This window comes from Tianweitania sediminis, assembly GCF_017813335.1.
Taxonomy (GTDB): domain Bacteria; phylum Pseudomonadota; class Alphaproteobacteria; order Rhizobiales; family Rhizobiaceae; genus Tianweitania; species Tianweitania sediminis.
The window spans coordinates 475771-490703 of record NZ_JAGIYY010000001.1 but is presented as its reverse complement, the minus strand read 5'-3'; the positions used below and the strand labels follow the sequence as shown (position 1 = coordinate 490703).

Annotated in this window: 10 protein-coding genes; all 10 read right to left on the bottom strand. The window is 63.5% G+C overall.

Annotation, left to right across the window (positions count from 1 at the left end; translation table 11 throughout):
- Nucleotides 1–32 precede the first annotated feature (32 nt).
- Entirely contained in the window at nucleotides 33–353 is a 321-nt protein-coding gene (trxA, locus tag J5Y06_RS02235) for a thioredoxin (RefSeq protein WP_209333475.1), read from the bottom strand.
- A 96-nt stretch (nucleotides 354–449) separates the two neighbouring features.
- Nucleotides 450–3953, bottom strand: coding sequence for a double-strand break repair helicase AddA (addA, locus tag J5Y06_RS02230; protein ID WP_209333474.1), 3504 nt, complete (start codon nucleotides 3951–3953; stop codon nucleotides 450–452).
- Entirely contained in the window at nucleotides 3950–7102 is a 3153-nt protein-coding gene (gene addB / locus J5Y06_RS02225; protein ID WP_209333473.1) for a double-strand break repair protein AddB, read from the bottom strand. Before addB ends, addA begins: the two co-directional genes overlap by 4 nt.
- Nucleotides 7099–7839, bottom strand: a complete 741-nt coding sequence (locus J5Y06_RS02220; RefSeq protein WP_245247522.1) for a nucleotidyltransferase family protein — start codon at nucleotides 7837–7839, stop codon at nucleotides 7099–7101. Before J5Y06_RS02220 ends, addB begins: the two co-directional genes overlap by 4 nt.
- The gene (tsaE, locus tag J5Y06_RS02215) at nucleotides 7829–9352 is read right to left on the bottom strand and encodes a tRNA (adenosine(37)-N6)-threonylcarbamoyltransferase complex ATPase subunit type 1 TsaE (protein WP_209333472.1); all 1524 of its coding nucleotides are present in this window, start codon (nucleotides 9350–9352) and stop codon (nucleotides 7829–7831) included. The genes J5Y06_RS02220 and tsaE overlap by 11 nt, the downstream gene beginning before the upstream one ends.
- Nucleotides 9349–11892, bottom strand: coding sequence for an ATP-binding protein (locus J5Y06_RS02210; RefSeq protein WP_209333471.1), 2544 nt, complete (start codon nucleotides 11890–11892; stop codon nucleotides 9349–9351). Before J5Y06_RS02210 ends, tsaE begins: the two co-directional genes overlap by 4 nt.
- Before the next feature lie 209 nt (nucleotides 11893–12101).
- A complete protein-coding gene (gene ahcY, locus J5Y06_RS02205; RefSeq protein WP_209333470.1) occupies nucleotides 12102–13502 on the bottom strand; it encodes an adenosylhomocysteinase in 1401 nt (466 codons plus the stop codon).
- 137 nt (nucleotides 13503–13639) lie between these two features.
- Nucleotides 13640–13930 carry an HPr family phosphocarrier protein gene (locus J5Y06_RS02200; protein ID WP_209333469.1) on the bottom strand — a complete coding sequence of 97 codons (291 nt, stop codon included), beginning with the start codon at nucleotides 13928–13930 and terminating at the stop codon, nucleotides 13640–13642.
- Nucleotides 13927–14328, bottom strand: coding sequence for a PTS sugar transporter subunit IIA (locus J5Y06_RS02195; protein WP_209333468.1), 402 nt, complete (start codon nucleotides 14326–14328; stop codon nucleotides 13927–13929). The genes J5Y06_RS02200 and J5Y06_RS02195 overlap by 4 nt, the downstream gene beginning before the upstream one ends.
- 158 nt (nucleotides 14329–14486) lie before the next feature.
- Nucleotides 14487–14933: an HPr kinase/phosphorylase gene (locus tag J5Y06_RS02190; RefSeq protein ID WP_209333467.1), complete on the bottom strand. Its 447-nt coding sequence runs from the start codon at nucleotides 14931–14933 to the stop codon at nucleotides 14487–14489.

Here is a 14933-nt window from a genome sequence, read left to right as displayed (position 1 = left end):
GCCGGGCTTTCGATCAACCGAACAGGAGGCTGTCAGACGTTTCCGCTGATCCAGGCGTTGAGAGCCGTTTTCGGCGCCGCGCCGACCTTCATGTCGGCGACTTCACCGTTCTTGAACATCATCAGCGTGGGAATGGAACGGACGCCGAACTGCGCGGCGAGTTCCGGATTCTCGTCGATGTTCAGCTTGGCGATCTTCACCTTGCCGCCCATCTCCTGCGAAATCTCCTCGAGGGCGGGGGCAATCATCTTGCAGGGACCGCACCACTCAGCCCAGAAGTCCACCACAACCGGCTCGCTCGACTGCAGCACGTCACTTTCGAAATTGTTCTTGTCGATCTTCACGGTTGCCATGATGCGATCCTTTCGAGGGCAGTCGCGCCGCGCGGGCGGAGAAAGAAAATGGTTTCTGATCTTGAAAGCGTGATGTGGGCTTTCGCCTGCGTTGCGTCAACCCTGCAGCGGCGTACCGTCTTGTGAGCCAACACGCAGCTTCTTCAGGGCTTCGTCCATGATCTGGTGCGGCAGGGGGATCAGGATCGGTCCTTCCGTGAACAACAAGGCGGCCGACACGGCTTTGCCGGGATAGATCTCCTTCAACAAGGCCCGATAAAGCGCCAACTGCACGACATAAGCGCCGGGGACTGCAGGGAGATCCTGCGGGACAGGCCGGTTGGTCTTATAGTCCACGATCAGCACCGCGTCCTCGGTCACAACCAGCCGGTCGACCGTTCCGGCGATCGCACGCGGCGTGGAACCGACATCCAGCGTGCCCATCACGCCCACTTCCGCGCGTGATCCCGGGGCAAAAAGCGGCGCAAAGGAGGGATCCTCGATCACCGCGAATACGGACTGGAGCGCCGCCTCCCTTTCGCCTGCTGGCCAGGCGCCGCCGATGCGCCCGAGATAACGGGTTGCCGCGCTGCGCTGGTCTTCCCGTGGAAGATCCGGCAACAGCTGCAACAAGCGGTGAATGGCCGTTCCGCGAAGAATTGCAAAGCCAGGCTGCGTGTCCTCGTCCAGCACGGGTGAGCGGTCCACCGGTGCATCGCGCGGCTCAGTTTCGATCAGGGCGGAAGCACGAGAAGGCGCCAGCGGACGCGGCAGGCGCGTGGGAGGTGGCGCAAGCTCGCGCAAGAACGCCGGCACCGGCGGAAGGGCCGGCGGGCTGGAAAGATCACGCTGCTCTGGTTCCACCGCTGCCCCGCGGCTGACCTGATAGCGCAGGACCGTTCCTTGCTCTTCGTCGTGGAGCGTCGTTGTGGCAGGCAGACCGGACAGTCCGGCCTGAACCATGCTGAGCCAGGTCGCGCCGCGCGGCGGATTCCTGCCATGGTAGCCGCAAACCACGAGACGGTCTTCGGCCCGCGTCATGCCCACGTAAAGCAGGCGCCGGTATTCATCCTCGGCCTTGGCGCGAAGCACGGCCTCGATCTGCCGCGTTGCGGCGTTGCTAAGATCCTTGCTGGCCCGCCACAGGAAGCGTTTGCGGCCGCTGGATGCCTCGTAGGGCAGGAGGCGTGGCAGATGGCTTGCGCTGAACGGCTCGCCCCCGCTGTCCACGAGAAACACCACGGGCGCTTCCAGACCCTTGGCTGCGTGGACGGTCATGATCCGAACTTCGTTGCGCGTTTGGTCCATCTCGCGCTTGATGTCGGGTCCGGATTGCGAAAGCAGGGCCAGCACAGCCTCGAGATCCACCGCTCCCGCTTGTTCGGCTGCCAGGAGGAAGCTTTGAAACTCGTCGATGATCTCGCCGGCTTCATGGCCGAGGCGGGAAATCATCTTCTGCCGTACGCCGCCCGCGCCTAGCAAGCCGGCAAAGAACTCGAAGGCTGGTCTGAATCCGGCTTCCTTTCTCCAGCTGTCGAGCTGCTGCACCACGCTGTGCAGCACGAGGTCATCCGCTGCGGCCCGTCGCAGGCTTGTGTAGAGCGACACGCCTTCGCCGCGCTTGTAGGCAAAAGCAAACAGTGCGTCGTCGTCCAAACCGAAGATCGGGCTTTTCAGAAGAGCAGCCAAGGACAGGTCGTCATCCGGCTGCAAGACGATGCGGCCAAGCGCAACGAGATCCTTCACCGCGATATGCGCGGGCAGGCTCAGTCGGTCAGCACCGGCAACCGCGATGTTTCGGTTCTTCAAGGCGCGGGTGAGGGCATGGATGAAGCTGTCGCGCTTGCGAACCAGCACCATCACGTCGCCGGGAGAAACAGGTCGCCCCGTGCCCGGCAGCATTTCCTTGTCTTTCAGCCAAGTCTGGATGCGATCCGCGATTCTTTCCGCGACCTGAACGGCAGGCGCCTTGGCGTGGTCGATGGAAAGCGTCCAATCGTCCGGTTCGGGTGCAACGGTCTGCCCGACCGAGGACCACACTTCCACAAAGCCCGGCTCCAGCCGGATCGGCCGGTGCTGGAAACTGCCACCGTCGGGGCTCAGGCCGCGCCGCCGCTCGGGATCGGAAAGCACCGCGTCCACGGCGGACAGCACATCTTCGGTGGATCGGAAGGAGCGCTCCAGCTTGATGGTGTTGAAGCTGCGTTCGGCGGCTTCCACATCGCGCTTGAAGCTTTGCCGGTTCCATTCGAAGCTTTCGGGTTCCGCGCCCTGAAAGGAGTAGATCGACTGCTTCTGGTCGCCGACTGCAAAGATGGTTCGCTCGGTGTTCGGCCTTGCGCCCTGCCCGGAAAAGAACTCATCGGACAACTGGCGGATCACGGCCCACTGCTGCGGGCTCGTATCCTGCGCTTCGTCCACGAGAATGTGGTCGATGCCCTGGTCGAGCCTGTAGCGGATCCAGGGGCCGGCGTCCTCGCGTGCCAAAAGGGCGATGGTGCGGCGGATCAGGTCTTCGAAATCCAGGAAGCCGCGTGCATGCTTCATCCGGAAATAGCTGCCGATGAGCCGTTCTGCAATCACGAGGGCGGCTTCGGTAGCTTGCACCATTTCCAGCAAAGCGATGCGATCGGTGCAGGCGAGGAGCGCACTGGCCATCCGGTCGTAATGGTCCGCAAAGCCAGGAATCCGGCTAACCACCTCTTTCACCGCTATGTGGGTCGCCTTACGCGGCTCACCCTTGGCGGTCAGGAAAAGCTCGCAAATGGCGGAGAAAGCCTGCGCGCCACTGATTGCGCAAACCGCTTTCAAGCCTTCCGCAAAGCTTGTCGCCTTGACCTTGCCGGCGGCACAATCGAGCACGGTTTCCGCCAATGCGGCATCAAAGAACGCATCGGGCCAGACTTCAAGGGCCAGGCTTTCCGCGCTTTCCTCGGGGCGGAAGCCGTGTTCCTCCCGCAATTCGAATTGATCGAGGTCGGCAATCGCCGCGGCGAGGTCATCCCGTTTGGCGACGATTTCGTCGAGCAGCTGTTCCAGCCCCCATTCACCGCCGCGCGCGAGCACGGTTGCAAACGCGGCTGTCAGCTCGGGATCGGTTTCGCCCGCCGTTCCAAGCAGCAGCCGGCGCCTCGCTTCCGCGACCAGCGCTTCCGCCGCCTGACCTTCCAGAAGCTCGAAATGGCCCGCGATGTTGGCTTCCAGCGGAAACTGGTGCAGCAGCGCTTCGCAAAAGGCGTGGATCGTCTGGATCTTCAGTCCGCCCGGCGTTTCCAGCGCCTGAGCAAACAGACGCCGGGCTTTGCGGCAGGTTTCGGGCGAAGCGCGTCGGCCATCGATCGCGCTGATCTGCTCCGCCAAGGCGGCGTCCTCGAGCATGGCCCAGCGACCCAGGTCCCGAAAGATGCGGTTGGCCATGTTGGCTGCGGCCGCACGCGTATAGGTCAGGCACAGAATGCGCGACGGGTCGGTACCGGCAAGCAGCAGGCGCACGACGCGTTGCGACAGAACATGCGTTTTACCAGACCCGGCATGGGCAGACACCCACACCGACCGGAGGGGATCGGAGGCTTCCTTTTGGGCAAGCAGCGTGTCGTTGGGAATAAGGAGGCGTCGGCTCATTCGTCGCCACCTTCGTCGGCTTCAGCGCCGGCTGACCATTCCAGCACGCGGGCAAGGTGGTCGTAAGCGCCGCTCGTGTCGTGCTCACGAAACGGCAATGCGCGCGACCGGTACCCGTTGGAGGGGTTGTTGTAGAAGGCGAGCAGGGCTTCAAGCCGCCCCCAGGCTTCTTCCGCAAGCTGTGGCGCCGATTTCAAGGACGCTTGTCGATCGACCCGCGATTCCAGGATCGACTCGGTCACCACGTGGCCGCTTGCGCGCAGCCGGACGTAAGCGAGATCGGCAGCAAGGAGGGGGCCGAGATCTGCGAAGGCGCCCCGCTGCATCAGGGCCGCTTCCAGCGCGAGCTGTGGCGCAAGCAGGGTGTGCGCCTGTTTTACGGATGGGCTGGACCCGGTCTTGTAGTCGAGAATATCTGCCAATCCGCCTTGCAGAAGATCGATCCGGTCGGCTCGCCCTCCAAGCGTCACGCCTGTCGCTCCGACAGGGATGCGTTGCGCGGTGAGTTCAGGCAGGCGCTTCAGGATGTTCTGGGCCGCTTTCCGTTCTTCTTCCCAGTTGAGGATCTCTCCCACCATGGCCTCGAAGCGGGGCCACCAAACGGCAGAAACGTCCAGCGGCAGGTCGGCGCGGCGAAACGCGTCTCGCCCGATCTCAGTCAGGACGGTGCGTGCTTCAGGGTTCACCGCTTCGACGCCCGTCTCGGTAAAGGCGTGCAGGATCTCGTGAAACAGGTTTCCCCGTTCCGCGGCGCCCGGGTCCCGCAAGGGCGGATCAAGCGGGTCCAGCTTGAGAACGCGCTTGGCGTAGATCGCGTAAGGATCACGCCGCAGCGTCTCGATCTCCGTGACGGAAAAATGCTTCGGCCGGGCACTCAGGGGTGGCGCGGGCTTCGGCCGAGTGGCGAAGCGCACGTCATGGCGCTCGTCGAGCGTTTGTGCCCAATGCAGCAAAACGCGCCCGCGTCCGCGCAACTCGTCGGACAGTTCTTCGCCGAGAAAAGTGGTGAGCCTTTGCAGCCAGCGGGAAGAAACGGCGGGCGCATCGCCCGACCGCGCTGCGCGCGACAAGATCACGTCCTTGCCGCCTGTGGCCATCATGAAGTCATGCGCCGCCTGGCCGATCCTTCGCTCCGGCGGCTGCAGGGCGAGACCGCTCTTCATGCCGCGCGACAGAAACCGGTCTGGATCGGCGCGCCGGGGCCAGGTCCCTTCGTTCAGCCCGCCGATCACTAACGTGTCGACGTGTTGCAAACGGGCTTCCAGGGCGCCCCAGATGGCGATGCGGCCGTCGCCGGCCATGGCGGGCTTCATGGTTTCAGGCGCAAGCAGCGCATCCAGGACGCTGGGCCACTCCCCGGGCAGGATCTCGTATTCAGCTGACGCGGCGATCAGGCCGCGCAGAAAGGATGCCAGCGCTTCACCCGCATCGCCCGCGTAAAGCTCGGCCAAAGATCCGTCGGCACCCTGCCCGAGGGCTTCCAGGGCTTCGGCGCTGAGGCGCGCCGCTGCTTGCGTTGGAAGCCGGCTGTTGCTGCGAAGCTCAACCAGCGGCGCCAGGGCGCCATCCAGCGCCTGAAGCACGGCGTTGGCTTCGGCGACCTTGCCGTCGTCGAGCCGGGCAAACCAGAACGGCTTGCGCGATCCGGTCGTGCGTAGTGCGGCCATGCGGGCGTCGAAGAGCGCCGAAAGGGCGGCAACATCGGGCCGGCCGGTTCCGCCACGCAGCGCCACCAGCTCGATTGCCTCGGCGGCACGGCGCACCTTGGTTCGTTCGAGCTGCAGCGAAAGCAGCGGGTGCTTCAGGAGCGACAGGATCGCAATCGGATCGCCGGGCGAGAACACGGCACGAACCGCGCAAAGCAAAAGCGTGGCGGGCGGCGTTTTGGCGAGCGGAGTGCCGCCCGAATCATCGGCAATGATTCCGAAGCGGCGCAACTCGGCCGCCACCCGGCGCGCAAGCGTGCGGTCGCTCGTGACCAGAGCTGCGGAACGATCTGGATCGCGTGTCGCCTGACGAAGCGCAATGGCAATCGCCAGCGCTTCGTCGCGGGGTGTCGGGGCGTCGATCAGCGTCACATCGGCAAAAGCGGCGCGAAGCTGATCGGCATCGAGCCCCGCCCGGTTCTCCGACCAAGCGTCTGTGGAAGCGGCGGGCCGAAGCGCTTCGGCCAAAACCTGTGCCCGCAGGGCTCGCGCGGCGTCTGGCTGCCCGATCGGTTCAACGGCGTCGCGGGTCACCTCCAGCCGCTGAAGTAGCCGGCGGAGCTGATATTGCGGGTGGCCGAAAACGGAGGCCTCGGCATCATCGGCACCGACGTCGCGCCATGTCGCTTCGTCCATCGCCTGGTCGAGGCCAGGCAGAACCACCGCGCCCGTGGGCAAGCGGCAGATCGTCTTCAGCAACCGTGCCGTGGCGGGGATCGACCCCGTCGACCCTGCGGCGATGACGGGCCCGGCTGGCGGGTCGCGTTGGAGGCGATCGGCTTCGCCGAGGATCAGCGCATTGCGATGCGCCGCCGGGTTGGAGCGCTGCAGCTCCGTCAGGATCGTCGGCCAGACCTTGGAAACGATGGACAAGAAGGCGAGGCTCACCTGCCACCAGTTGGCGAGTTCGGCAGGAACCAGCTTCTCAAGCCTGTTCCAATCCGCGCCTTCCGTTTCGATCTCGTCCATCAGCTCGGCCAGATCGCGCGCCAGCCACAAGGCGTCCGCGGATGACGCCGGCACAAGGACATCTTCGCCATAAAGCTGGGCCAGATGGCCGGGAAGCCGTTCCACCCACAGGCGCACCAAGGGCGCCAGTCTCAACAACCGGTCCAGCGCCGCCAACGGCGGGTCGAGATCGACGCTGGCTTGATCGCCGCTTTCGAACAGGACGCGATCTTCTTCGAATTCGCCCAGCGGCCGAATGGTCGGGAGAAGAGCGGCGCGACCGCCGCCTGCTTCCACAAGCAAGCTGCGCAGGGCGCGGGCTGCGCGCCGCGTTGGAACATAAATCGTGGTGTTAGCCAGCCCGAGCGGGTCATCCGGCGACCAGGTTCCCGGATCATGGAAGCGCCCGGCACGCAACGCATTGACAAAGGTGGGGAGAAAGGGCGCGCCGACCGGGATGGAAAAGACGCGTGGCCCGGGCGTGCGGAGGGTCATTGCCGTTGTGAAGCGTGCCCTGCCACCACCGCTTCGGCGGGAGCGATGGCATCGGGCGTGCCGACGGTGATCCATTGGCCGTGCATCACCAGCCCGTAAAGGCGACCGGCAGCAATCGCACGGTCGAAGTAGGCGTTGAGCGAGTGGGATGTAGCCGGAGCGTTCCGGAAGATGGCCGGGCTGACAATGCCCGCACCGGCATAGATCAGCCCCGCCGGATCACCTCCGGCGCGCCGCAGCCGACCACCGGATTCAACAAGGAAATCGGTCGAACCTGAATGCCCGGTGGCGCTGTCGGTGGAAGCGAGCATCAGCAGAATATCCATCTCTCCTGCGTTCCAAGTATCGGCCATCCGCACGAGGCTCGAAGGCCCCTTGTCCAGCCAGAACGTGTCGGCATTGAGGATAAAGAACGGCTCTGTTCCAAGCGATGGCAGAGCCTTGACGATACCGCCGGCGGAATCCAGCAGACCGGCGCGCTCGTCGGAGATCGTGATGTGCGGGTTTGCGCGGCCAGCAAGATGCGCCTCGATCTGATCCGCGAGGTGGTGGACATTCACCACCGCATGCTGGACGCCCGCCTCCGTCAGCGCGTCAAGCCCCCAGTCGAGCAGCGTCTTGCCGACAACCGGCACAAGCGGTTTCGGAATGCGCTCTGTGATCGGACGCATGCGCTTGCCGAGGCCGGCCGCAAGCACCATCGCAGCTCGTGGGACAGTCGGATGCTCAGCCGGCATGAGCTTCCTCCGGCAGGATGCGGTGCTCGTCCACGAAGTGTCGGACCGGCTCCAGCGCCGGATGGGCGAGGGCGCGCGCGAAGTAGTCGCGAATACGGGGCAGGTGGCGAAGGTAGTTCGGCTTTCCGTCGCGACGGTCCAAACGAACAAAGATGCCGAGGATCTTTGCGTTGCGCTGGGCCGCCATGATTGCATAGGCGCGCTCAAAGGCGACGCGGTCGAAGGGTCCCTGCGCTAGCCTGGCCGCGATATAGGCTTCCACGATCTGCTTCTCCAAAGACGCGCCGATCGTAACGCGCGCGTCCATGGCCAGCGATGCTACGTCATAGGCGGCGGGTCCGATCACCGCGTCCTGAAAGTCGATCACGCCGATCTTTGCCAGCCCGTCTTCCTCCGGGCGCCAGATCAGGTTGGGGGAATGGTAATCACGGATCACCAGGTGCTTTTCCGCTCCGTCGAGGACGTCAAACACACGCGACCATGCGGCTTCATACTGCTCGCGAACCGCCGAAGAGGCTTTTTCGCCCGTTGCAAACGGGAGGTACCAGTCCAGCAGCAGCTCGACCTCAATCCGGAGCGCATCGCCATCGTAAGCCGGCAAATGATATGCTTCGTTTCCGGCCATGGGCAGGGTCGAGGGTGCCGGTTTGCGATGAAAATGCGCAAGAACTTCCGATGCCAGTTTGTAGCGATTACCGACAGGCGCTCCATCGTCGAGGAAGTTGCCGTCGCCAAGATGCTCGATCAGAAGCAAGCCTTGGTCGAGATCCTGAGAATAGATGACTGGGGCCGCAAGGCCCCGCTCCCGCAGGAAGTTGCCGACCGCAACGAAAGGCGTCACGCTTTCCGCCAGATGAGCGATCTGGCTGTAGGGCTTGCCATCCCGGATCACTGGACCGTCCGGGCGCTTGGGTGCGTCCATCAGGATGCGCTTCGGCAAACCAGCGTCGGTAATCGTTTCATAGGCGCGGGTGGACGCGTCTCCCAGCAGGAAATGGCGCTGGGCCGTTTCCTGTCCAGCGTTGGCAAGAAAGCGGCGCTTGAAAAGCGATCGGGCGATACGCGCGATCCCCGGCGCCGGACCTTTGATGGTGATGCGGCGCCCCGAACCCTCATGAGCGATGGCGAGGGTGATTGGCGTGCCCGGCAAGGCCCCTTCTGCGCGCTCGGGCCATTCCACCAGAACGACGCCCCGCTCCAGCGCCTCGTCGAGACCCAGCTCATCGACTTCTTCCGCGGAGTCCAGCCGGTAAAGATCCACATGAAGGATCGGCAGCCGGGCTTCGTAGTCCTGCACCAGGGTGAAGGTGGGGCTCGGAACATCAAGCGCGGGATCGTTGGCCAGGCAGCGGATCAAGGCGCGCGCCAGTGTTGTTTTGCCAGCCCCGAGATCCCCCTTCAGCGCCAGGAGGTCACCGGCCCCAAGCGCCAGCGCCAGATCGCTGCCGAGGCGCTGCATGGCCTCTTCATTCTTGGCTTCGACCGACAGAACCGCAGGTGCCGACGGGCTCATTCCGCTGCTTCACGCATGCGGCTGGGGCGATTGGGGAAGCGGCACGTCACCGTGGTCCCGCGTCCCTTCCCCGTTTCGATCGCGATCGTTCCGCCATGAAGCTCAACAAAGCTTTTCACGATGGAAAGGCCGAGACCCGCGCCGCGCCGGCGGCCACCGTTGGCGCGCGGTTCAAAGCGGCGAAACACGGTGTCGAGCACATCGTCCGGCATGCCCGGACCGTCGTCATGAACGCTGAACAGCACTGTTCCGTGGTCTTCTGCGCAGTCGAGCCGCACGATCGAGCCTTCCGGCGCAAAGTTGCTGGCGTTGCTGAGGAGGTTCGACAGGATCTGCTTGATGCGATGTTCGTCGGCAAACAAGGTTTTCGGCGCACGCGAAAGGTCGGTTTGAAGCGCGATGGAATGTTCCTTCAGCCGGTCGCCCACAAGATCGACGGCAGCTTCCACAATGCTTGCCACAGGCACCTCGACGATATCCAGCGCCACCATTCCGGCATCCACCGTCGCGAGATCCAGGATGTCGTTCACGATGGTAAGCAGAACGGACGAGGAAGAACTGATATGTTCGAGATATTCCTGCTGCCGCCCGTTTAGCGGTCCGGTGGTCGGCTGCATCAGGAGTTCCGTGAAGCCGATGATGTTGGTGAGCGGCGAACGCAGCTCATAAGACACGTGTTGCACGAAGTCGTTCTTGAGCTGTTCGGAGCGCAGCAGCGCCTCGTTCTTTTCGGTCAGCGCGCGTTCGACATTGGCGCTGTCCGTGATGTCCACGAAGGTGATCATCACTTGGCCGTTCGGCAGGTAGATCAGCGCGTGGCGCAGGATCTTGCCGGAAAACAGCGCCGCCTGTCCTTGCCGGTCCTTGCGCTCTTCGTCAAAACCCGTGACGGAAGCCGCGAAATCGTTCCAAGGATTGTCGGCGCTGAGCGCAATGGCTGCGTCGCGCAGCGTGGCAATATGCGTTCCGGGCTTGGCAAGATCGGGGGAAAGACCCCACAGCTGGTGAAAGGCTGGATTGGACAGCCGGATCCGACCGTCCGGACCAAACACCGCCACACCTTCGGCGAGGTTGTCGAGCGTTTCACCTTGCACCCGCACGGCCGTGCGGTACCGGCTTTCTAGGTCGATCTTTTCGGTGAGGTTCTCGAACACCCAGGTGACGCCGCCGCGCGGCTGCGGATTGCCAACCACGCGAAGCGTCCTGCCGTCCGGCAGATACCACTGGTCGGTGACGGGCTCCACGGAACGATAGGCGGTGAGAACGTTTTCCTTCCAGCGCCGCCATTCCGGCTGTTCGGCAAGCTTGCGCTCCGAGCGAAGGCGGTCGAGCATCAGCGTATGGTCGGGCGCACTTTCCAGGAAGGCGAGATCAAGGTCCCAAAGGCGCTGGAAGGCTTGGTTGAAGAAGCGAAGCTTCTGGTCGCTGTCGAAGATCGCGATTGCGGTGTTGATCTGGTCGAGCGTGTCGGAATGGCTTTTCAGGGTGCGCTCATGTTCGGCGCGCATGGCTTCGATTTCGCTGACGTCGCGCGCGAGCCCGGCCGACCCGGCGATGTTGGCGACGTCGGTCACGGCCACCATCCGGCGGTCGCCGTTGATCACGGTGGATACGGTGTTCGCGTAAACCTGACCCTTGGCCGCTTCGCTGGCGATGGCCGCGCGGGCTGCCGTGCCGAGCAACTCGCGTCCATCAACCACCGCCGCGTTACCGTTGGGGGCATCCACCGCGCGCGCATAGGCCTGGTTCACCCATTGCAAACGCCCGCCCTGGTCCCGCAACCAGAACGGCAGGTCCAGCGCATCCAGCAGGCCAAACAGAACCGCACGCTCTTCGTCGAGGCGCTGTCGCTCCAGGCGCACCGCGGCATGGCCGCGCTGCGCATGCGACACGGACGAGAAGCTCACGAAAGCAAGGCTTGGTGAGCGGCGACCTTGAACCTCAAGGATCGTGCCGTTCTGCGTTTCAACCGCAAGCTCGAAGGCTTCGGAGCGCTCCCGCAAGCCGGATACGGCGTGATCCAACGCGGCAGCCGACCGCGGCGCAAGCCAGCGGCCGAAAGCAAGAAACGCCGCGCGGTCGTCTGGAGCTCCGGCTTCAACCGGCAGGACGCCGAGGAGGTCAGGGCGCTTGCCTTCGTTTTCCCAAACAACCATCCGCTGGTCGCGCATGTTCAGGATGGAGTCGGCGCGCAGGAGACGGCCGCTGAGCTCCGCAACCCTCCCCCGCAACTCGCCGTTTTCCGATGCCGTGCGGGCGCGCTCCCGGATCAACCATATGGCCGAGATCATCGCGGCAATGAGGATGCCGAGGACGGTGGCGAGTTGGATAACTTCGGACGTTTGGAGCGAGAGGCCGCGCTCACTACGAAACGCTTGCTGCGCCAGCGCCGGCGATGCCGCCAGGAGGGCACCGCCCGCAACGCCAAAGCGCATGAATTTCCGCCACCAGCGCAGAACGCCGTTCGCCTCACCCTGTTTGTCGCCGCTGCTATGCGCCGAATCGAGTTGTCCCGTATGGCACGGGCCTGTCGATGGCATGTCTTGTAACCTCTCGCCGCCTGCCAAGACCGCCTTGCACGCGAGTTGAACGGGAACGCAAAGCGCCCAAGCCCCGACCGAACAACCCACGAATCAGGTCACTCTACAGACAAGAAGATTCAGCGAAAAGAATCCGCGGCCGAAAAAGATGATGCCCGCATCACCAAGTGATCACGGGCATCTAGATGTTGTTGCCGAAGCTTATGCGACTAATAGCGGTAGTGTTCAGGCTTGTACGGACCTTGCGGCGTCACACCGATATAGGCAGCCTGCTCGGCTGAAAGCTCCGTCAGCTTGGCGCCCAGCTTGGCAAGATGCAGCCGCGCCACCTTTTCGTCGAGGTGCTTGGGAAGCGTGTACACCTCGTTGTTGTAGTTCGCGCTCTTGGTCCAAAGCTCGATCTGCGCCAGCACCTGGTTGGTGAAAGAGGCGGACATCACGAAAGACGGGTGACCAGTGGCATTGCCGAGGTTGAGGAGGCGTCCTTCCGACAACAGGATCAACCGCTTGTTATCGGGGAACTCCACGAGGTCGACCTGCGGCTTCACATTGGTCCACTTCAGGTTGCGCAGCGCCGAAACCTGGATCTCGTTGTCGAAATGGCCGATGTTGCCGACGATCACCATGTCCTTCATGGCGCGCATGTGGTCGAGCGTGATCACGTCCTTGTTGCCGGTGGTGGTGATCACGATGTCGGCGGCGGGTGCCGCATCTTCGAGCGTGACCACTTCGAAGCCGTCCATGGCCGCCTGGAGAGCGCAGATCGGATCGACTTCTGTGACCTTCACGCGGGCTCCGGCCCCGCGCAGCGACGCGGCCGACCCCTTGCCGACATCGCCATAACCGCAAACAACGGCGACCTTGCCGGCCATCATCACATCCGTGCCACGGCGAATGCCGTCCACCAGCGATTCCTTGCAGCCATACTTGTTGTCGAACTTCGACTTCGTCACGCTGTCATTGACGTTGATCGCCGGGAACGGCAGTAAACCGCGCTTCTGCAACTGGTAAAGCCGGTTGACGCCCGTGGTGGTTTCCTCGCTGACGCCGCGGATCGCGTCTCGGGTGCGGGTAAAGAAGCCCGGCGTTGCCGCCATGCGGGTCCTGATCTGCGCGAACAGGATTTCTTCTTCCTCGTTGCCGGGATTGGACAACACGTCCTCGCCGGCTTCGGCGCGCGCGCCGATCAGGATATACATCGTGGCGTCGCCGCCATCGTCCAGGATCAGATTGGTCGGCTCGCCATCCGGCCACTGGAAGATCATGTCCGTATAGCGCCAATAGTCTTGCAGCGTTTCGCCCTTGATGGCGAACACGGGCGTGCCACCCGCCGCAATGGCAGCCGCGGCATGGTCCTGCGTGGAAAAGATGTTACAGGACGCCCAACGGACGTCGGCGCCAACAGCCTTCAGCGTTTCGATAAGCACCGCCGTCTGGATCGTCATGTGCAACGAACCGGAAATGCGCGCGCCCTTGAGCGGCTGCGACGGGCCGAACTCTTCGCGTGTCGCCATCAGGCCAGGCATCTCGGTTTCGGCGATCTCGATCTCCTTGCGGCCCCAGCCGGCAAGCGAGAGATCGGCAACGACGTGGTCAGGCGCGGTGGTCATGGGGCACTCCTCGTGCGGAAACTTGGGCACGCGCCAAGCGCTCGAGCGGCTTGGGCAGCACGTGTGATGCGCGGCGTCCTAGCAGATCACCTGCGATCTGACAACAAGACATAAACAAGTCTTTATATGAAGATGGATTACTGCTCTTCGCCGAAGCGATCGGCCACGAGGGCTTCCAAGGCAGCCAGCACTTCTTCGGCCTGTCGGCCTTTCGCGCTCACCATGATGGAACAGCCGGGGCTGGCTGCCAGCATCATCAAGCCCATGATGGAGGTGCCGCCGACGGAAACGCCATCCTTCTCGACACGCACATCCGCGTCGAAGCTCGCTGCCGTTTGGACGAACTTGGCGGAAGCGCGTGCATGAAGCCCACGCTGATTCACGATCCTGAGTTCACGACGAGGCGGGGCGGAGGATACGGAGCTCATTTACACGTCAGGAGTTGGCTCGCGACATTGATGTATTTGCGCCCGGCCATCTGCGCGTAATCGAGTGCCTGTTGCATGGCATGCGTCACCCGAACGCTCGACAGCTTGATAAGCATGGGCAGGTTCATGCCCGCAATCACTTCAACCCGTCCCGGTTCCATGACGGAGATCGCAAGGTTGGACGGTGTGCCCCCGAACATGTCGGTGAGGATAATGACGCCGGCGCCTGTGTCCACGGCAGCCACCGCATCGACAATATCCTGCCGGCGCTGCTCCATGTCGTCTTCCGGGCCGATGCAAACGGTGGCGCACTGCAATTGCGCTCCCACCACATGCTCAACGGCGAAGCGAAATTCTTCGGCAAGGCGACCGTGCGTCACGAGCACGAGTCCAATCATTCGTAAATGACTCCCGTCACAACCGCCGCATCTGGATGGCGGCCGCGCCTTCGCAGGTGCGGAAACGCAATCTTGTCGAGCCGAGGTCGCTTGACAAGCCATTATCTGCGCTTTGCGTGGTCACGTTGCCGCAGTTTGCAACGAAGGATGGCGAAATACTAGGCGCCTTCCTCATCAAAAAGCAGTGCGTGAAGCGCCGGAACCAGAATGGCGGCCTGCTGTCGCGGAAGGTCGACATGCGCGACCGGAACGCCGCACAGGCGCTTGATCTCCGGTTCAACCATGCGCGGCAGATCCTGCGGCGCTCGCAGGGTGACCACAAGGTCCACGATGGCGTGCGCCTCATGCAGCGTGGCTTTTGGACCGAGCGGCGGCACCTCCCACAGTCCGGCGATGGTCGGCGGTACCGATCCGATCAAGCGCGGGCAGGCTGGGTGGGATTGAAGAAGCACCTGATCATCCGCCACCAGCCGCGCGAACCAGCCGCGTGCGAGCGCTTCGCCGAGCAGAACAGCCGCCAGGGTCGTTTTGCCCGAACCAGAGGGACCCGCGATCAACAGGCCGCGATCGCGCACCACAATCAAGGCGGCGTGGTGGAGCGGCAT

What these genes read in the sequence shown, in the direction of transcription:
- trxA (WP_209333475.1), bottom strand. Translation starts at nt 353, where the DNA reads ATGGCAACCGTGAAGATCGACAAGAACAATTTCGAAAGTGACGTGCTG.
- addA (WP_209333474.1), bottom strand. Translation starts at nt 3,953, where the DNA reads ATGAGCCGACGCCTCCTTATTCCCAACGACACGCTGCTTGCCCAAAAG.
- addB (WP_209333473.1), bottom strand. Translation starts at nt 7,102, where the DNA reads ATGACCCTCCGCACGCCCGGGCCACGCGTCTTTTCCATCCCGGTCGGC.
- J5Y06_RS02220 (WP_245247522.1), bottom strand. Translation starts at nt 7,839, where the DNA reads ATGCCGGCTGAGCATCCGACTGTCCCACGAGCTGCGATGGTGCTTGCG.
- tsaE (WP_209333472.1), bottom strand. Translation starts at nt 9,352, where the DNA reads ATGAGCCCGTCGGCACCTGCGGTTCTGTCGGTCGAAGCCAAGAATGAA.
- J5Y06_RS02210 (WP_209333471.1), bottom strand. Translation starts at nt 11,892, where the DNA reads ATGCCATCGACAGGCCCGTGCCATACGGGACAACTCGATTCGGCGCAT.
- ahcY (WP_209333470.1), bottom strand. Translation starts at nt 13,502, where the DNA reads ATGACCACCGCGCCTGACCACGTCGTTGCCGATCTCTCGCTTGCCGGC.
- J5Y06_RS02200 (WP_209333469.1), bottom strand. Translation starts at nt 13,930, where the DNA reads ATGAGCTCCGTATCCTCCGCCCCGCCTCGTCGTGAACTCAGGATCGTG.
- J5Y06_RS02195 (WP_209333468.1), bottom strand. Translation starts at nt 14,328, where the DNA reads ATGATTGGACTCGTGCTCGTGACGCACGGTCGCCTTGCCGAAGAATTT.
- J5Y06_RS02190 (WP_209333467.1), bottom strand. Translation starts at nt 14,933, where the DNA reads ATGCCGCTCCACCACGCCGCCTTGATTGTGGTGCGCGATCGCGGCCTG.